This is a genomic window from Terrimonas sp. (assembly GCF_003075435.1).
In the GTDB taxonomy this organism is placed as follows: domain Bacteria; phylum Bacteroidota; class Bacteroidia; order Chitinophagales; family Chitinophagaceae; genus Agriterribacter.
In genome coordinates this window covers 505,401-524,125 of record NZ_QCZJ01000001.1, presented here as the reverse complement: position 1 = coordinate 524,125, position 18,725 = coordinate 505,401, and the positions used below count along the sequence as shown (strand labels likewise).

Sequence of the window (18,725 nt, the reverse complement as noted above, 5' to 3'; positions counted from 1 at the left end):
CTACCACATCATCTATCAAATAAATTCCGGACAAAGCATTTCCACACTACCACATCTTCTCGTTTTCAAATTCCTCTATTTTTCAAATTCCCCCATCTCCGCAAAATACTTATGGAAATAAGGAATGGTTTCAATGCCTTTGTAAAAGTTGAACAGGTCAAATTTCTCATTGGGCGAATGAAGATTGTCGCTGTCTAAACCAAAGCCAAGAAAAACTATTTTAACGCCCAGCTCCTTTTCAAAAAGAGAACAAATAGGAATGCTTCCGCCGCCGCGAACAGGAATAGGTGATTTGCCGAATGTGGTTTCAATAGCTTTTGCGGCAGCTTTATATCCTGTAGAGTCTATTGGCGTCATATAAGGTTCGCCGCCATGATGCTCTTCCGCCTTTACCGTAACGCCCGGAGGAGCGATGCTTTTAAAATAGTTAAGCAATTTCTCTGTAATTTTTACAGAGGATTGGTTCGGTACCAAACGTGCGGAAATTTTTGCAAATGCTTTTGAAGGTAATACCGTTTTAGCGCCTTCTCCTGTATAGCCTCCCCAAATACCGTTCAGTTCAAGCGTTGGTCTGATGCCTGTTCTTTCATTGGTAGTATATCCTTTTTCACCCCATAGCGCATTCACCCCTAAATCTTCTTTATACGCTTCTTCATCATAGGGCGCTTCAGCCATCAGCTTTCTTTCTGCCGCTGATGGTTCTACCACATCGTCATAAAACCCGGGAATGGTAATATGATTATGCTCATCATGACAGGATGCGATCATTTTTGCAAGCATAGTAACGGGGTTAGCAACAGCGCCGCCATACACACCGCTGTGTAAATCCCTGTTAGGGCCGGTTACTTCAACTTCTATATAAGAAAGCCCGCGAACACCGATATCAATTGACGGCGTATCCATGCTGATCATAGCGGTATCACTGATCAGTATTACATCAGCTTTCAGCAGATCATTATGTGAGGAAACAAATTTTGCAAGATTAGGCGATCCTATTTCTTCCTCACCCTCAATAATAAATTTAATATTGGTTGAAAGCGAGTTGGTATTTACAAGTGTTTCCAGTGCTTTTACATGCATGTAAAATTGGCCCTTATCATCACATGAACCACGGGCAAATATTTTTCCGTCTTTTATTACAGGTTCAAAAGGCCCGCTGTTCCATAAATTAAGCGGGTCGGCAGGCTGCACATCGTAGTGACCATATACTAATACTGTAGGCTTCGATGGATCAATTATTTTTTCAGCATACACCACAGGATGTCCTTCAGTGGAATACACTTCGGCTTTATCTGCACCGGCTTCAAGCAGCCTGTTCTTAACTGCTTCCGCGCAGGCAATCATGTCTGCTTTGTGTTCGCTTCGTGCACTAACTGATGGAATGCGTAATAGTTCAAGCAATTCATTAAGAAATCTATCTTTATTTTTTGTTTGATATTCCTGCCAGGTCTGCATAGCTTTTATATTTTCAGTGAAGATTGAGGGAAACGAAAATAGGCAGTTTTTTATAAACTCAACTTTGTATATTTTAAATGGACTTATTTCAAATAATTTTCCCACAACATTCTCCTTCCGCAATGTGCCTGAACATAAGAAGCTAACTTGTACAGGACAGGCTTTGTTCTAAAGATAACAGGAGTTTGCAGAGGGTATATTTCAATTTTTGTATCGTAAAATACGTCTTGCATAAGGCATAAACCTTCTTTCCGGAACCGCTCCACGGGCTGTGAAATTTATGCTGAACTATAATTATAATTGTTGAAAATTTATCCTGATGCTGAGCTTCCGCTGTTATATAGTTTAAACATAAAATGAGGGGCAGTTTTTATTTTATCATTTCTTTAAAAAATTATGTTGTTGTATGTAATATTGAACTGTATATTTGCTCCCGATTGCAAGTCATAATCAGCCTTTGTTGGTCCGACCGTTATAGAAATTATGGAAGGTTCTGACAAAGGCTGAGTCAATTTAAGCCATTGCCGCAGTTGCTTCTTTTTTACTCCTGAATTTTTGAATAAGTAAGCGTAGTTTCTTAAATGTGCGGTAATAAAATTCTTTATTAAATAATTGTGAATCGTGCATGGCTTTATATGTAAGGAAAAAGCCGACAGGTAACAATGCCAATGTAGACAACCACATTCCCACAAATGCTGATGTAATATCTTCTCTGACAAATTTTTCTCCAAACATATTCAGCAGGTGAAAAATGAGAAAGAAAATAACAGCGATAACCAGCGGCATACCCAAACCGCCTTTTCTTATGATAGAGCCGAGTGGGGCGCCTATAAGGAACAGCACTACGCAGGCAAATGAAAGCGAAAATTTCCTGTGCCATTCAATCAGGTGGAAGCGCAGGTCTTTTTGTTTTGCCTGTGTGTCTGCCGCAATAATATCCAGCGCATTTTTTGAGCTGTTTACTTTATCAATTACTCTTGTTACTATCGATTTTCTTACGGAATCTGGCAGCAACTGATCGTACGTAGCGGGTGGGGGAGCCTGTAATGCCAGTCCTATAGCATTTCTTTGCTGATCATATCTTGCGGGAATGATTGGCGTGGAGAGCGGAACTTTTTCGTATACAACCATTTCCGCCGGGGGAATTACAGGGTGGGGCAGCGGCTTTTTCAAAGAGTCCTTAGCATCTTTTACAAAAGTGTAATTAAGGCTGACTTCTCTTTCTATTCTTTTCGACATTCTGCCTCCGGCCTGCACTTTAAGAGAGTCAATAGCATTATTTAACTGCCGCACATTCAGCATTCTGAAATTGTCTTTAAACAGGCTGTCGGGGGTGCGCATCATAGCAAAGGAGCTAAGGTCAAATACTTTTTTATATTCTTTAAAGCCCAGGCGTAAATAGTCGGTATTTACAGTATAAGAAGGTCCTCTTTCTTCATTGCGCCAACCGTTTTGTAAGTAAAACTCCAGGAATTTTTTATCATCACTCATTTTCATTTGTCCATGCTCTGCCACAATTATATTATCCTGCAGGCTGTAATTCCTTTCAAAAATGATGATATTATGTATAGTGACATTATCCTTTTCCTTTTTACCGATTTTGATGGTATAGCCGTCAAACTCTTTAAAAAAAACGCCCTCCTTAAGATTGAATGCCGGTTTAGCTACTGTAATATCATATAATAAAGTTTGAAACTTTAGCTGTGCAACCGGGATAATATAATTTGAAAAAAGAAATGCAACCATTGAAATGATAACAGAGAAAATGAACAAAGGCCGCATGAATCGTAACAAAGGAATCCCTGCTGATTTAATGGCAACTGTTTCGAAGCTTTCGCCCAGTTTTCCAAAGGTCATTATTGATGAAAGCAGTACGGCGAGCGGTAAAGCCAGGGGGACCGCAGTTGCCGTAACATAGCTGGTAAGCTGCAGTATGGTTATGGTGTCAAGTCCTTTTCCTACAAGGTCATCAATATATTTCCAGAAAAATTGAAGCACCAGCACAAATAAGGTTATGAAAAAAGTGGCAATGAAGGGACCCACGAATGCTTTTATAACAAGCTTGTCTAATTTTTTAATCACTTTCCAGGTTTACTATTTTGTGCTGTAATAACTTTACCCAATGATAGATGCAAAAATACAGTTTTCAGAAAACGAACTGAATTTAGCTGCCGATATAGATTTTATTTTAACAAAGAACCGTATAATTGAAAAGGTTTATAGTCTTTTTGGGCTACTTGCCGGTACCTATGTGAAGCTCGGCAAAGATTTATTACCTCAGGAAACGGCATCAAATTCACCCAAAATATCACGCGGCGAAAATTACAAAGGGCTTCCTTATGTTATGCTCGATTACCCGCGTTTTTTTACCAGGGAAGATGTTTTAGCTATAAGAACTATGTTTTGGTGGGGAAATGATCTGAGCATAACCCTTCACCTGAAAGGGAAATTTAAACCAGCTGATCCCGCAATGTTTTTTAAGCTTAATGAAAGTGATCCTTCAAGCTGGTACCTGCAGTTAAGCGATGACGAATGGCTGCATCACAAAACAGCAATATCTCATAAGCGTGTAATTGATCTCACATCCGGGGAAATGAATAATCTTATGATAAGAAAAACACCGTTTGTGAAAATAGCCCGTTTTTATCCCTTACAGCAGTGGTGTAATGCAGATAAATTCTTTGAAAAAAGCTTCAGCAGCCTCATACAGAACTTGTGAGCGGGTTAGTTACCAAGCCTGTGGAACAAATCTTTAACCTGCGAATCCCACAAGCGGCTTTGATCCGCAATATCTCTTTTTTCCGCAAAATCTTTAATTACCAGTATAGTTTGGTTGGTTACCTCTGATTTTTCAATGCCAAATTCAAAATATTCGTCTTTAGGGGCATGTTCCCAGTGAAAGCGAATAAACTTGTCTTCTTCTCCCTCTAAAACCTCCGCTTTATCGGTAGAATCTTTCCAGGTAAAACTGAAAATCATATCCCTTTCGTCCACTTTATCGGCAAACCATTCCTGTAAACCCGCCGGGGTAGACAAAAACTCGTATAATATTGTAGGCGAGCAACGTACAGGATATTCTAATGTATATAATTGTTTCTTACTCATTTGTCAAAAATCAATTTATCCTAGCTTAAGCTGGCTTGCAATAATATAAAAATAATAGAAGCATCAAAGTTTTTTATAAAATATTTTTTCCTAAAAAGCAGGTAACAAAAGTCCACGGGCTTTTATTTTTTTAAACTGGTTGAGGCACAGATAATAATATTTTTTTCTAATACCTGCTATTTCCTTAAATTGCTTAAGGTACAATATCTAATGGTAGCCAGCGTTTTAGAGCTTGAAATCCGTGCTTTATAGATTTCTTTAAAACCCCTTAAATATTCTCTTTTATGAGTATGCGTCAGCTCAAAATCACGAAATCGATTACGAATCGTGAGTCTCAAAGTCTGGAAAAGTACCTGCAGGAAATTGGACGTGTAGAGTTGATTGGTTCAGAAGAAGAGGTAAGATTGGCAGAATTAATAAAACAAGGCGACCAAAAAGCACTTGACAGGCTGACAAAAGCAAACCTGAGATTTGTGGTATCTGTGGCTAAGCAGTATCAAAACCAGGGGCTGTCTCTGCCAGATCTTATTAATGAAGGAAATTTCGGTCTTATTAAAGCTGCTCAGCGTTTTGATGAAACACGAGGCTTTAAGTTTATATCATACGCTGTTTGGTGGATACGTCAAAGCATTTTGCAGGCTTTGGCAGAACAATCACGTATTGTACGTTTGCCTTTAAATAAGGTTGGGCTTACCAACAGGATTAATAAAGCATTTCAGCAATTAGAGCAGGAATATGAAAGAGAGCCTTCGGCAGAAGAATTGGCAGAAATGCTTGAAATTGATACGGAAGAAATTGCAGCTACATTAGGTGTTGCTGCAAGACATGTGAGTATGGATACACCGTTGTCTGAAGGTGAAGATGGAACATTGGTTGATATAATGGCAAATCCCAATGCAGACAGTGTTGATGAAAGAATAGCGCATCATGAATCATTAAAAAAGGAAATAGAAAGATCACTACATACATTAACGGACCGCCAGCAGGATGTGCTCAGGTTTTTCTTTGGGATTGGTTTAGATAACCCGATGAGCCTTGAGGATATTGGGGAACGTTTTAACCTTACCCGCGAAAGAGTAAGGCAGATTAAAGACAAAGCAATAACCAAATTAAGAACAGCGTCAAGATCTAAGTTGCTTAAAACCTATTTAGGAACATAAACGCTGCGCTTCTTTTCCTTACATAATTTCCTGACGATTTTAAAAGTGAACAATTTACCTTTGTTCACTTTTTTATTTTAAATACGGATAAACAAACAAGTCTATGTTTGAATCATTGTCAGAGCGGTTAGATTCGGCCTTTAAGCAGATAAAAGGCGAAGGCAGGATCAATGAACTGAATATTGCGAATACGGTAAAGGATATCAGGCGTGCCCTGGTAGATGCGGACGTAAACTACAAAATAGCCAAAGATTTTACAGATACGGTTAAGTCCAAAGCTTTGGGCGAAAAGGTGCTGACCGCTGTAAGCCCTGGTCAGTTAATGGTTAAGATAGTGAAGGATGAACTGGCGGAACTGATGGGTGGTACGGAGAGCGAATTTAATATAACAGGCAATCCTGCGGTGATGCTTATTGCAGGACTGCAGGGTAGTGGTAAAACTACCTTCAGCGGCAAGCTGGCTAATTACCTCAAAAACAAGAAAGGAAAATCGCCGCTGCTGGTTGCGGCTGATATTTATCGTCCTGCGGCGATTGATCAGCTAAAAGTTTTGGGCGGGCAGATCAATGTTGATGTATATAGCGAGCCTGACAATAAAAATGCTGTTGAAATAGCACAGAATGCGATTAAAGAAGCAAGGAGCAAAAACAAAAACATTGTTATCATCGATACTGCGGGAAGGTTGGCTATAGATGAGGTGATGATGACAGAAGTAGCTGATATTAAGGCCGCGGTTAAGCCACAGGAAATTCTTTTTGTGGTGGATTCAATGACAGGGCAGGACGCTGTGAATACGGCAAAAGCGTTTAATGAAAGACTGGATTTTAGCGGTGTTGTACTTACCAAGTTAGATGGTGATACGCGTGGCGGGGCAGCATTATCTATTAAATACACGGTTCAAAAGCCTATTAAGTTTATCAGTAGCGGCGAAAAATTAGATACGCTGGATGTGTTTTATCCCGAAAGGATGGCGCAGCGTATTCTGGGTATGGGTGATATTACAACCCTTGTAGAAAAAGCCCAGGCGCAGTTTGATGAGGCGCAGGCTGCCAGGTTGCAGAAGAAAATGCGCAAAAACCAGTTTGATTTCCAGGATTTTCTGGACCAGTTGCAGCAGATAAAGAAAATGGGCAACCTGAAAGACCTGATGGGTATGATACCGGGTATGGGAAAGGCTATAAAGGACGTTGATGTAAGCGATGACTCTTTTAAAGGAATAGAAGCGATGATCAATTCTATGACGCCTTATGAAAGGGCAAACCCGGATGTGATAAACCCAAGCCGCAGAAACAGGATAGCAAAAGGATCGGGCAAAGATTTGACAGATGTTAACCAGTTTATGAAGCAATTCGAGCAGATGAAACAAATGATGAAAATGATGAATAAGATGCCGATGGGAAGAATGGGTTTTGGAAAACGTTGATTTTTTGTACTTTTACTTTGATTTATAGTTTGCAAGGCATATCTTCGCAAACCTTTAGAAAGAATAAAAATTTATCAATCACCCATTTAAAATGTTTATTTTTTATGGCTGTTAAAATCAGACTGCAACGTCACGGGAGTAAGAAGAGACCCTTCTACTTTATAGTGGTAGCCGATGCCCGTGCGCCAAGGGATGGAAAATTCATCCAGAAGATCGGAACCTATAATCCATTAGGCCAACCAACTGCTGTACAGTTAGACAGACAAAAAGCATTGGATTGGTTGCAAAAAGGAGCCCAGCCAACTGATACTGTACGTAAGATTTTATCTTACAAAGGAGTATTATACCTTAAGCATTTATTGCGCGGTGTAAGCCTCGGTTTGTTTGATGAAGCTACTGCAATGTCTAAATTCCAGAAATGGCATGAAGAACATGAAGGCAGCATCAGGAAAAAACAGGAAGAAGCGGCAAGAGCAAGAAGACCGCGTAAGCCTATGGCTCCAAGAAGGACTGAACAAAAAGAAGAAGGTAACTAAACATAGTATTTCTTCAACTGATTTGCCTTGTGAAAGTATTTTCACAAGGCATTTTTGTTGAGCAATCATTCAAGCAGTGGGATCTGAATATTTCAAAATAGGAAAATTTGTTTCTGTTTTCAGCCTTAGCGGAGAACTTATTTTGCAGCACAGCCTTGGTAAAAAAACATCGTTAAAAGGCATAGAAGCGCTTTTTATAGAAGACGCCGGCGATTCCTTCCTTCCTTATTTTGTTTCATCTGCCCGTATAAAAAGCGATGCTGAAACCTATATTCAGCTTGAACAGATTAATACACGTGAATCTGCACGAAAATTTGTTCAAAAGGAAGTATGGTTGAGCAGCGAAGATTTTAAAAAATTCGCAGCAAAATCTGCCCCCATTTCTTTTTTGGGATACCAGATTATTGATGGCGGTAAAAATATTGGAACGATAATAGAGGTAATAGAAATGCCGCACCAGGTATTATGCAAAATAAATATGCAAGGAGAAGAAAAGCTGATACCGCTGCACGAACAAACTTTAGAGCGTATTGATAATAAAACAAAAAAAATTTACGTTACCCTACCGGATGGACTTCTGGAACTTTGATGATTTATTGAAAATACGCCTGGATTGACTTTTTGTTTTAAAGAATAAGATTGTTAAAATAAATTTTATATAAATATCGGGATTGGTATTGCAACAAGTCCGATATTTGCTTTCAGGAACTCACAATCTATACAGGCATGAAGCGTATTTTGACAAAAAATGTGATAACCTTATTGTTGGTAATTTCTGCTATTGCCATACTGCATACTCTGCAAAGTTTTCAAAAAAAGAATAGTGCAAAACCTCCTGTTGAAGCGGCAGTAATTAAGAAAACCTTAGCCAGCTAATTGTTTGCAGATCTGTTTTACAATTCCCGGTCCTTCATAAATAAATCCCGTCCATACCTGTATTAACGAGGCTCCGGCCTGCAGCTTTTCTTCAGCATCTGTCCCGTTAAATATGCCGCCACTTCCTATAACAGGTATTTTATTTCCTGTTTTTTGCACAATGTATTGCACAATTGCTGTAGACATTGCTTTAACAGGCTTTCCACTCAATCCGCCATTTCCTGTTTCCGTAATAATACTTTGAGGTGTTTTTAAATTATCACGGCTAATGGTGGTGTTTGTTGCTACCAGACCATCTAATTGAATTTCTATGGCAAGATCAACTACATCATCAATCTGTTCTGTGGTTAAATCAGGCGCTATCTTTAATAAAATAGGTTTGGGTGTATTTTTCGTTTTGTTGATTGATTGCAGGTTTACAAGAATCTTTTTTAATGAATCTTTTTCCTGTAGCTCACGCAATCCGGGTGTGTTGGGAGAGCTCACATTAACCACAAAATAATCTACATAATCAAACAGGGCATAAAAACAGGTTTCATAATCTTTCCATGCATCCTCATTAGGAGTAACTTTATTTTTACCGATATTACCTCCTATAATAAGCGTAGATGAAGATTGTTTTCTTCTCCACTCCGAAAGTCTTTCTGCAATAGCTTCAGCACCATCATTATTAAATCCCATACGATTAATTAAAGCCTTATCCTTGGGCAGCCTGAATAACCGGGGTTTATCATTTCCGGCTTGTGGCTTAGGCGTAACCGTTCCTATCTCCACAAATCCGAAACCAAGCGTTTCCAGCTCTCTTAAATATTTCGCATTTTTGTCAAAGCCTGCTCCCAGCCCAACCGGGTTTAAAAAAGTGATCGTGCTGTTGGCAGAAGAAAAAAACAACTTCTTTTCTAAATTGCCTGCAGGTTTGAAATAACTTTTGATAATTTTTTTGAATATCCCCACGCTGCATACAGCTTTTAATACGTTCATTGAAAAGTAATGCGCACGCTCAGGAGAAAATAAAAAGAGGATTTGTCGTAGTAATTGATACATATGCGGCGCGAAGGTAATAATAGCGCGAATGTTTACCAGATTTTGCTTTGCAAAATGGGATAGTTAACTTTGGGATATAAAGTTGCATAAACAACTAAATTTTTACACATGCAGGAAGCATATATTATTGCCGGTTACAGAACCGCGGTTGGAAAATCCAAGAAAGGTAATTTCAGGTTTACCCGCCCGGATGATCTTGCTATAGAAGTAATCCAGGGATTGTTAGCCTCTGTGCCTCAATTAGAGGCTAAAAGAATAGATGATGTAATAGTGGGGAACGCTGTGCCTGAGGCAGAGCAGGGCTTACAGGTAGGTAGGATTATTGCTGCAAGGGCTCTGGGTTTTGAAGTGCCGGGTATGACAGTAAACAGGTATTGTGCGTCAGGATTAGAGACCATTGCTATTGCCACCGCCAAAATACGAACTGGCCAGGCAGATTGTATAGTTGCAGGAGGTACAGAAAGCATGAGCCTTGTGCCTACAGCAGGGTGGAAAACAGTACCGGCTTATTCTATTGCAAAAGATGACCCTGATTATTATTTGAGCATGGGACTTACCGCCGAGGCGGTAGCCAAAGAATATAATGTGAGTCGAGAAGACCAGGATGTGTTTTCGTATCATTCGCATCAGAAAGCGATTAATGCTATAAAGAATGGATATTTTAAATCCGGTATCTTACCCGTAACCGTAGACGAAGTTTATGTAGATAATAAAGGGAAGAAGCAAACCAAAAGTTTTGTGGTTGATACCGATGAAGGGCCACGTGCTGACACCTCCATTGAAGTATTGGCAAAATTGAAACCTGTATTTGCTGCCGGTGGCAGCGTTACCGCGGGTAATTCTTCCCAAACCAGTGATGGCGCCGCTTTTGTAATTGTGATGGGTGAAAAAATGATGAATGAACTGGGGTTAAAACCTATTGCAAGATTAATCGCCTGTGCATCTGCAGGAGTGCCTCCGCGTGTTATGGGTATAGGTCCTATAGAAGCGGTGCCAAAAGTTTTGAAACAGGCAGGCATGAACCTGGGGCAGATTGATTTGATCGAATTGAATGAAGCTTTCGCATCGCAGTCAATTGCTGTAATAAGAAAGCTTGATTTAGACCCTGGGATAGTAAACATTAATGGCGGAGCTATCGCATTAGGACATCCGCTTGGATGCACCGGCTGCAAGCTCACTATTCAGATAGTAAACGATATGAAAAGGCTCAATAAAAAATATGGCATTGTAACCGCCTGCGTAGGTGGTGGACAGGGGATCGCGGGAATCATCGAAAACATAGGTTAGAAAATACTAAATAAACATATATCAAGTTGTATAACCGGGCCCGCCCGGTTTTTTTTATTGCAGATAACTAATATCAAAATATGATAGTATACAGTTGACAAATGTCAACGATCTGTATTTTATAGAACTACTGGCAGCGTTTTTGTGATTTTGAAACCGGTTAACGCTAAAACTTAAATTCAATACTTATCCTATGGACAGGCGTTCATTTTTAAAGGCGCGTCGTGCAAAAAAAAATATTGTTTCAACTTATACAGTTAGTGGCAGAACTTCAACCGGGCTAAACCAGTATAGCGGGTCATGGACAAAAAACGAAGTTGCGCATCTGCTTAAAAGAACAATGTTTGGCGCCACCTTACCTGATATTGAATATTTCTCTCAAAAAACAATGGAGCAATGTGTTGATGAGTTACTTACCATTACTTCTCCTATGCCTGATCCACCGCTTAAAGATTATGATACGGGTGACGCGCAAAATCCTGATTCGGATGTAGATGCCGGAACAACCTGGATTTATAGTAATAACGAGGATAGCGATGTTGGAGAAAAAAGAAAACAATCACTAAAAAAATGGTGGATAGGGATACTGCTGAATCAACCAAGGAATATAAGGGAGAAAATGACCTTGTTCTGGCACAATCATTTTGCTACGGAGATGGCATCTTCCCAGAATGCGCGTTTTGCATACAAACATCATACTTTGCTCAGGCAAAACTGTCTTGGTAATTTTAAAGCCCTTGCCAGGTCTATAGCTATTGATCCGTTAATGCTGGTATATCAAAATGGAGAACATAACAGTAAGTATGCACCGGATGAAAATTTTGCCAGGGAACTACAGGAATTGTTTACACTCGGAAAAGAAAATAATCCTAACTATACAGAAGATGATGTTAAAGCAGCTGCAAGAGTTTTAACCGGGTGGAGAAATGACGAGCTTTCCAATACTTCATACTTTGACGGAAGCAGCCATGATACAGGTAATAAAACCTTTTCTTCTTTCTATAATAATAAAACGATACAGGGCAAAAGCGGCAGTACAGCGGGAGAGGAAGAGCTGGATGAATTAATCAACATGATCTTCAGTAAAGGTGCTGAAGCATCCGTATACATTGTGAAGGAACTGTATAAATGGTTTGTATATTATGAAATAGACCAGGCTGCTGAAGAAAATGTGATCGCTCCGCTTGCACAAATGCTTCAAAATTATAACTGGGATATTGCACCGGTACTGTCTGCATTACTGAAGAGTGAACATTTTTTTGATGTAATGAACCAGGGGTGTTTTATAAAAAGCCCTGTAGATTTTGTTGTTGGCACCTGCAGGGAAATGAAGGTAGCGCTACCTCCCGGCAGTGACTATACTACTGCCTATGCAGCATGTGGCGAACTTCTCTGGCTTAGCAGTCTTATGCAGCAGGAGTTGGGTGACCCGCCAAGCGTTTCAGGATGGCCGGCATATTACCAGATACCCACATTTCATGAAATGTGGATCAACAATGACACTTATCCCAAGCGAAACCAGTTTACTGATACGCTGATAAATACGGGTTATACTTTAAATAATTTTCTTCTGCAGGTTGACTCAGTTGCCTTCGCCAGGTCTTTAAATAACCCGGGCGATCCAAAAATGCTGGTTGAAGATTCACTGGCAGTGCTTTACAGGATACAATTGTCTGATACTATCAAAGAGCAATTAAAGAAAGAAATTCTTTTAACCGGTCAAACAAATGATTATTACTGGACCAATGCATGGAATACCTATATTGCTAATCCAACAGATATGATGGCGTATCAAACGGTGCATACCCGTTTAAGTGAGCTCTATAAATATTTATTGGCGCTGCCTGAATATCAACTTTCATAAAATCATTGATCTTTCCGATACAAAATCCAATACTATGAAACGCAGAGATTTTTTACGCAATACAATACCAGCAACCATTTTACCTTCGTTCGTAAATGGCCATACGGTTACAGCACTTTCACCAAGCCCGTGGCTTACCTCTTTAACTAATTTTGCTACAGAAACAGATCATGTATTGGTGATTATACAAATGAATGGAGGTAATGACGGGTTGAACATGATTATACCCAGGGACAATTATTCGAATTACTACAAAGCCAGAACCAACATTGCAATCCCGGAAAATAAAATACTTACACTCCAGGGCAATGCAGCTACAGGGTTGCATCCGGCAATGACAGGCATCCAGGAATTATTTAACAATGGTAAGGCTACTATAGTGCAGGCAGCGGGCTATCCTGAGCCCAATTTATCTCACTTCAGATCAACTGATATATGGATGAGTGCTTCAGATAGTGATGAGGTTATTGATAGCGGTTGGGTAGGACGATATCTCAACTATGAATTTCCCAACTTTCCCAGTGGCTATCCTAATGCCACCATGCCTGATCCTTTAGCAATACAAATTGGTTCTGTATCATCGCTTACTTTCCAGGGACCTGGCATGGGTATGGCAATGAGTATTTCTAACCCGACATCATTTTATAATATAGTAGATGATATTAAAGACCCGGCGCCGGCTACAAGAGCAGGTAAGGAATTAACCTATATAAGAGAAATAGCGAGACAAACAGAATTGTTTGCAGGCGCTATAAAAAATGCGGCATCAAAATCTTCGCAGCAATTGCCTTATCCCGACGGAAATATCCTGGCTGCACAACTTAAAATTGTTGCAAGGCTTATAAAAGGGGGATTGAAAACAAGAGTATATATGGTTAGCTATACCGGTTTTGATACACATTCCATGCAGGCAGAAGAAATGGATACCACCACCGGGAAGCATGCATTGTTGCTTAAACAATTATCCGATGCTGTAAAAGCGTTCCAGGATGACCTGGCATTTTTAGGTATTGAAGACCGCGTGATTTCATTTACGTTTTCTGAATTCGGCAGGCGTATTAAATCTAATTACAGCATGGGAACAGACCACGGTGTTGCAGCGCCAATGCTTGTTTTTGGCAGTAAAGTACAGCCCGGAGTGTTAGGCAGTAACCCTTCCATATCAGCTAATGTTTCTGTTAATGATAATATTCCTCATCAATATGATTACAGAAGTATTTATGCCTCTGTTTTAGAAAAATGGTTCTGTGCTGATTCATCGGCATTACAATCAATCCTGCTGAAAAATTTTCAATCACTGCCAATCATACAGGACGGCTCATGTAATGGAATAAATGAACTTAATAAAAAAGCCGGTGTAAATTTAATATCAAACTATCCTAATCCATTTACTTCACAAACATCGGTTAAGTATATTACACAGGGAGGGCATACATTGGTGCAGGTTATAGATTGTATGGGAAGGGTAGTAACTGTGCTGGTAGATAAGGATCAAATCGGGAACACTTATACTTTGCCATTTAACAGTACAGGATTGGCTCCGGGAGTATACTACCTCAGATTGCAAAATGGACCATTGCAGCAGGTGAAGCCAATATTGAAAGTAAAATAAATATACCTGTATCGATCTTATATTTTGTTGCCTTGCATTAAGGTTAATATCGTCATTTCTTTATCTTTATGCAATATGTACACAAATGTTACCGGCATAACAGCAGGCCTGGTTTAAAACTTTCTTATGAAAAGTTCATTTACAGGCTTATTGTTTTTAATATTCTTATGCTCATTTTCCAGGAGTTTTTCCCAGGAAGATACTGCTCATCTTAAAGCTTTGTATGACAGGGTGCTGGATTTTGATGAAGCAAAATCCGATTCCGTATTATTTTATGCCAGGTATATCCAGCAAAGCTCGGGTGAACTGAATTTTAACAAAGGGGCAGTTTTGTCGCTACGCCTTAATGGCATATATAATGAGTTGAAAAATGAATATGATTCTGCCATCAGTTATTATTACAAGTCATTGGAAGAAGCGAGAAAACTTAAAATGCCGGAATATGAAATTTCTGCTTTAGGCGATCTTGCTATAGCATACTATAACATTAATCAATTTGAAAAGACAAAGGAGTTGTATGAATTAGCCCTTGAGCTTGCCATAAACAGGAAAGAGGCTTCCTCTATTTTTACCAACAGTTCAAATCTCGGTTCCATTTATAATAAACTGGGCTATCCTGACAGCGCATTAAAATATTTGCAACAGGCACAGGAAATAGCAGAGCAATTTAAACCCATGTTTGATGTAAGCTCTGTTAACAACAATATTGGTAATGCATGGTTTCATAAAAAACAGTGGAATAAAGCGTTGCAATATTTTACGATCAACTACAAAAAGAATCTTGCCAATAAAGATAAAGAGATGCAATGGTATGATTGTTTGAATATTGCTGATGTTTATATTGAAAAGAAGAATTTTGACTCAGCAGCTATATATCTCCATGCTGCTGAACAGCTGGCAAATGCAATCGATTCAAAACGGAAGAAGGCAGATGTTTATGCTTTATACGCAAAATATTTTTCACACAGGGGAGAATATAAACCTGCATATGAATCCTTTACAAAATGGTATACGCTTGATACCGCACTGGTTTCTCAAAAAAAGATAGATGCCGTGGCGGAATTGCAGGAACGGTTTAATGTAAAGCAGAAGAGCCAGGAAAACAAGTTATTGACATTGGAGTTAGACAGGCAGAAATTTCAGAAACGGAATATGCTACTTATTGCGCTTGCTGTAACATCGCTTGCTGTATTTGCTATAACTATTTTATGGCTGGTGAAGCGAAAAAATGAGCAGTTGCAAAAGCGGAATGCATTGATACAAAAGCAAAATGAAAAACTTTCTCAGTTCAATAGTGAAAAAAATTCGCTGATCAGTGTTGTGTCGCATGATTTGAGTGGGCCTTTCACCAGCATCAAAATGTGGACCCAGATATTGCAATCAAATATTTCTAATTTTACCGAACTGCAAAAAAAAGCGCTTTATCGTATCCAGTCTTCTGCAGATAATGGAGAACTTCTTATCCATAATATCCTGCATATAGAAAAACAGGAAATAAACCGCCCGATGAATCTTGAATTTCTGAATTTAAGTGCGTTCCTGGAAGATATGGTTAGTGCGTATGAGCCACAAGCCCGGCAAAAGGAAATTGAGATCATTTATGAAAATGAAACGGGTGGAACACAGTTTATGTGTGATCGCTATATGCTGCGCAGGATTTGCGAGAACCTGCTTTCTAATGCAATAAAGTTCTCTCCAAGAGGTAAAAAGGTCAGGTTAAATCTTAAAGAAACAGATAATCATGTTATCATCAGCGTTAGTGATGAAGGCGTTGGAATATCTGCAGAGGATATTCCGTACCTGTTTAGCAAATATGGGAAAATTTCTTCCATGCCTACAGAAGGGGAATATTCAACCGGGCTGGGCTTATCAATAGTAAAGCGACTGGTGGACGAATTAAACGGCAAAATTTTCTGTGAAAGCAAGTTGGACACAGGAAGCACATTTACCGTTTCATTGCCTAAATAAGAGTAAGTAAGGCATATCTCAATTACAACAACATTTCGGATGATCGTTCTTGTAGTATAACAACCTTTAAAATAAGGATTGCAGGAGTATGAATATTCTCTTTATATTTAATACTCAATCTCAAATTATTCTTCATGCGCAGAAAAGACTTTATTAAAACCACTTTATTAAGTGCCGCGGCATTTACGATTGTGCCCCGGCATGTATTAGGAGGTAAAGGATATATTGCTCCTAATGATCATATTAATCTCGGATTTATCGGAGTTGGCAAGCAGGCCAGGGGCTTGTTGAAAGGTATGTCGAAACTTGCTGAAACAATAACGGTTGCCGCATGTGATGTAGACAAAAAGAAACTCGAGCTTTTTACCGGACTTGCAAAAACAGAAAATGCTGCAAAGAAGTCTGCTGAAGTAACAGCGTTTGCAGATTACCGTGAGTTGCTGAAGCGAAAAGATATTGATGCGGTTGTAGTGGCTACTCCGGATCATTGGCATGCACAGGTAGCTGTTGACGCTGCCAAAGCAGGGAAAGATATTTATTGCGAAAAGCCGCTTGCTTTAACTATAGCAGAAGGCAGGGCCATGGTAAATGCTACAAGAAAGTATAAGAGAATTCTGCAAACCGGCAGTATGCAGCGTTCGCAATATAATTTCAGGCAGGCAAGCGAATTGGTTCGTAACGGGTATATAGGGGATGTAAGAGAAATTAATGTATCAGTAGGGGAGCCTGTGAAACAATGCGATCTGCCCGCTATGCCTGTTCCGGATTATCTTGATTGGAACATGTGGATTGGCCCATCGATGTACAGGGGATATCATCCAAAATTATCTCCACCAATAGAAGATGAGTCATGGGCTATGTGGCGTAGCTACAGCGGTTTTGGTGGTGGGTATATTACAGATTGGGGAGCACATATGTTTGATATAGTACAATGGGCGCTTGATATGGATGCTTCAGGTCCAGTGGCCTTTATACCGCCACCATTTAGCCCGGGTGCTACAAACGGGCTTTCCTATAAGTATGCTAATGGTGTTATTGTAAATCATAAATCCTGGGGAGAGAATAATGCCATACAATTTATAGGTAGTAAAGGAACGATTGAAGTCTCAAGATCTTTCATCCGATCCACACCTGGTAATATCGCAACAATACAAATAAAACCTACGGAGAAGAAAGTATATTTTAGTGATAACCATCACCAGGATTGGATTAATTGTATTAAAAAAAGAATATTACCTGTTGCTGATGTAGAAATTGGTCATCGTACAGCCACAGTTTGTAATGCGGTAAATATCGCCTATGAATTACAACGACCCCTGAAATGGGATCCCGCAAAAGAGAAGTTCGATGATGAGTTCGCAAATATTATGATCTCGCGGCCCTTCCGGGCTCCCTGGAATTTCAATGATTTTTAAGATATTTTCATTTTGTTGCAGAACTTATCTGCTGAATTCCTTCGTTTTATGGTGCAAGGCAATTACAAAATGCTTTGCACTTTTTGCTTTGTAAAGGCTCCGAACCACCTTATTTGTCAATATTGAATACAAGAAGAAACACTTACTTGCTAAACTTTATTTTCATTAAGTGATTTTTGATAAGCTGTAGTAAAAAAAGTACGAGATTATCGAATGATGGTTTATATCATTAAATGCCGTTTCTGCGTATTATTAATGACAAATTTAATTTCCGTACCCCTGATCTGAAGTATCCAAATCCGTTGAAGACCGATGCGCTTTTAACCTTTATGTAAATAAACGCATTGTGACCAGGCAGCAAATATTATTGCTGCCTGGTATTTTAAGCGTTACTGCATGCTGCCCGGCAACCTGTGATTACCCTGATTAATTTTTTTTCGTAAAGCCGTTGCAATCTGTAAACTCTACTTTTATATCCATCTTGTACATGTATTAAACCAGGATACATAAGTTGATGGATTAAAAAGCAAGGCTGCCATTAAAATACCATAACCAGGAGAGTGCTTTAACAGGCCTTCTCCTGTTTTTTTTAGCAATTTTCCGGCTTTTACAATATCATATATCAACCAATATATAAGAATAACATGAAATAACCGCCATGGCATTGATCTACATCAAAGTATTTCTAGTTGTGAAAAAAAATTGCTGAAACAGGTTACATAAACATCTCCGTGCATTACTAATAATAAACCACCTGTGAAAAACGCGATACTATGAAAAGCCGAAAGTTCTTATGTAAATTCTGTAAAACCGATCAGAGCATATCCTTTGAATAACACCAATAACCTGTGAAGTATAATCCATTAGCATCCTTGAAAACCTGTTTCAATATCTATGAAAACCAGATCAGTCTATATCCTTTCCTTATCCTTTAAATGTATTATGATTAATCCGGTATGCTAAAGAAAAACAATTCAATT

The 18,725-nt window shown here is 39.2% G+C and carries 14 protein-coding genes; 10 read left to right on the top strand and 4 right to left on the bottom strand.

The window, feature by feature from the left end; translation table 11 throughout:
• Window positions 1-75 precede the first annotated feature (75 nt).
• Both DC498_RS02150 and DC498_RS02145 read right to left on the bottom strand, forming a co-directional pair.
• Window positions 76-1,455, bottom strand: a complete 1,380-nt coding sequence (locus DC498_RS02150) for a dipeptidase (RefSeq protein ID WP_116872584.1) — start codon at window positions 1,453-1,455, stop codon at window positions 76-78.
• Between the two features lie 513 nt (window positions 1,456-1,968).
• Window positions 1,969-3,537 (bottom strand): LptF/LptG family permease, encoded by a 1,569-nt coding sequence (locus DC498_RS02145; protein WP_116872454.1) that lies wholly within the window; start codon window positions 3,535-3,537, stop codon window positions 1,969-1,971.
• 40 nt (window positions 3,538-3,577) lie between these two features.
• Between DC498_RS02145 and DC498_RS02140 the strand changes: the two genes are divergently transcribed.
• Window positions 3,578-4,174 (top strand): hypothetical protein, encoded by a 597-nt coding sequence (locus DC498_RS02140; RefSeq protein ID WP_116872453.1) that lies wholly within the window; start codon window positions 3,578-3,580, stop codon window positions 4,172-4,174.
• A 5-nt stretch (window positions 4,175-4,179) separates the two neighbouring features.
• Here the strand turns inward: DC498_RS02140 and DC498_RS02135 are convergent, their stop codons facing one another.
• Window positions 4,180-4,560, bottom strand: a complete 381-nt coding sequence (locus tag DC498_RS02135) for an START-like domain-containing protein (protein ID WP_116872452.1) — start codon at window positions 4,558-4,560, stop codon at window positions 4,180-4,182.
• A 284-nt stretch (window positions 4,561-4,844) separates the two neighbouring features.
• Between DC498_RS02135 and DC498_RS02130 the strand changes: the two genes are divergently transcribed.
• From DC498_RS02130 to DC498_RS02115, 4 genes are all read left to right on the top strand, one after another.
• Window positions 4,845-5,720, top strand: coding sequence for a sigma-70 family RNA polymerase sigma factor (locus DC498_RS02130; RefSeq protein WP_240627819.1), 876 nt, complete (start codon window positions 4,845-4,847; stop codon window positions 5,718-5,720).
• A gap of 103 nt (window positions 5,721-5,823) precedes the next feature.
• The gene (ffh, locus tag DC498_RS02125) at window positions 5,824-7,143 is read left to right on the top strand and encodes a signal recognition particle protein (protein ID WP_116872451.1); all 1,320 of its coding nucleotides are present in this window, start codon (window positions 5,824-5,826) and stop codon (window positions 7,141-7,143) included.
• 104 nt (window positions 7,144-7,247) lie between these two features.
• Window positions 7,248-7,679, top strand: coding sequence for a 30S ribosomal protein S16 (gene rpsP / locus DC498_RS26725; RefSeq protein ID WP_116872582.1), 432 nt, complete (start codon window positions 7,248-7,250; stop codon window positions 7,677-7,679).
• A gap of 76 nt (window positions 7,680-7,755) precedes the next feature.
• Entirely contained in the window at window positions 7,756-8,268 is a 513-nt protein-coding gene (locus DC498_RS02115) for a ribosome maturation factor RimM (RefSeq protein WP_116872450.1), read from the top strand.
• Between the two features lie 275 nt (window positions 8,269-8,543).
• Here the strand turns inward: DC498_RS02115 and DC498_RS02110 are convergent, their stop codons facing one another.
• Complete coding sequence (locus DC498_RS02110) at window positions 8,544-9,599, bottom strand: quinone-dependent dihydroorotate dehydrogenase (RefSeq protein ID WP_116872449.1); 1,056 nt, start codon at window positions 9,597-9,599, stop codon at window positions 8,544-8,546.
• Between the two features lie 108 nt (window positions 9,600-9,707).
• Between DC498_RS02110 and DC498_RS02105 the strand changes: the two genes are divergently transcribed.
• From DC498_RS02105 to DC498_RS02085, 5 genes are all read left to right on the top strand, one after another.
• A complete protein-coding gene (locus tag DC498_RS02105; RefSeq protein WP_116872448.1) occupies window positions 9,708-10,886 on the top strand; it encodes an acetyl-CoA C-acyltransferase in 1,179 nt (392 codons plus the stop codon).
• Between the two features lie 193 nt (window positions 10,887-11,079).
• A complete protein-coding gene (locus DC498_RS02100; RefSeq protein WP_116872447.1) occupies window positions 11,080-12,750 on the top strand; it encodes a DUF1800 domain-containing protein in 1,671 nt (556 codons plus the stop codon).
• Between the two features lie 34 nt (window positions 12,751-12,784).
• Window positions 12,785-14,362, top strand: a complete 1,578-nt coding sequence (locus DC498_RS02095; protein WP_116872446.1) for a DUF1501 domain-containing protein — start codon at window positions 12,785-12,787, stop codon at window positions 14,360-14,362.
• Window positions 14,363-14,488: 126 nt separating this feature from the next.
• The gene (locus tag DC498_RS02090; RefSeq protein ID WP_116872445.1) at window positions 14,489-16,330 is read left to right on the top strand and encodes a tetratricopeptide repeat-containing sensor histidine kinase; all 1,842 of its coding nucleotides are present in this window, start codon (window positions 14,489-14,491) and stop codon (window positions 16,328-16,330) included.
• Between the two features lie 134 nt (window positions 16,331-16,464).
• On the top strand, window positions 16,465-17,745 hold the full coding sequence (locus tag DC498_RS02085; RefSeq protein ID WP_116872444.1) for a Gfo/Idh/MocA family protein: 1,281 nt from the start codon (window positions 16,465-16,467) through the stop codon (window positions 17,743-17,745).
• The last annotated feature ends 980 nt before the right edge of the window (window positions 17,746-18,725 follow it).

Bases quoted from the DNA above. Each gene is read 5' to 3' on its own strand.
- DC498_RS02085 (WP_116872444.1), top strand. From the start codon at position 16,465: ATGCGCAGAAAAGACTTTATTAAAACCACTTTATTAAGTGCCGCGGCA.
- DC498_RS02110 (WP_116872449.1), bottom strand. From the start codon at position 9,599: ATGTATCAATTACTACGACAAATCCTCTTTTTATTTTCTCCTGAGCGT.
- rpsP (WP_116872582.1), top strand. From the start codon at position 7,248: ATGGCTGTTAAAATCAGACTGCAACGTCACGGGAGTAAGAAGAGACCC.
- DC498_RS02135 (WP_116872452.1), bottom strand. From the start codon at position 4,560: ATGAGTAAGAAACAATTATATACATTAGAATATCCTGTACGTTGCTCG.
- DC498_RS02140 (WP_116872453.1), top strand. From the start codon at position 3,578: ATGATAGATGCAAAAATACAGTTTTCAGAAAACGAACTGAATTTAGCT.
- DC498_RS02150 (WP_116872584.1), bottom strand. From the start codon at position 1,455: ATGCAGACCTGGCAGGAATATCAAACAAAAAATAAAGATAGATTTCTT.
- DC498_RS02095 (WP_116872446.1), top strand. From the start codon at position 12,785: ATGAAACGCAGAGATTTTTTACGCAATACAATACCAGCAACCATTTTA.
- DC498_RS02100 (WP_116872447.1), top strand. From the start codon at position 11,080: ATGGACAGGCGTTCATTTTTAAAGGCGCGTCGTGCAAAAAAAAATATT.
- ffh (WP_116872451.1), top strand. From the start codon at position 5,824: ATGTTTGAATCATTGTCAGAGCGGTTAGATTCGGCCTTTAAGCAGATA.
- DC498_RS02090 (WP_116872445.1), top strand. From the start codon at position 14,489: ATGAAAAGTTCATTTACAGGCTTATTGTTTTTAATATTCTTATGCTCA.
- DC498_RS02130 (WP_240627819.1), top strand. From the start codon at position 4,845: ATGAGTATGCGTCAGCTCAAAATCACGAAATCGATTACGAATCGTGAG.
- DC498_RS02105 (WP_116872448.1), top strand. From the start codon at position 9,708: ATGCAGGAAGCATATATTATTGCCGGTTACAGAACCGCGGTTGGAAAA.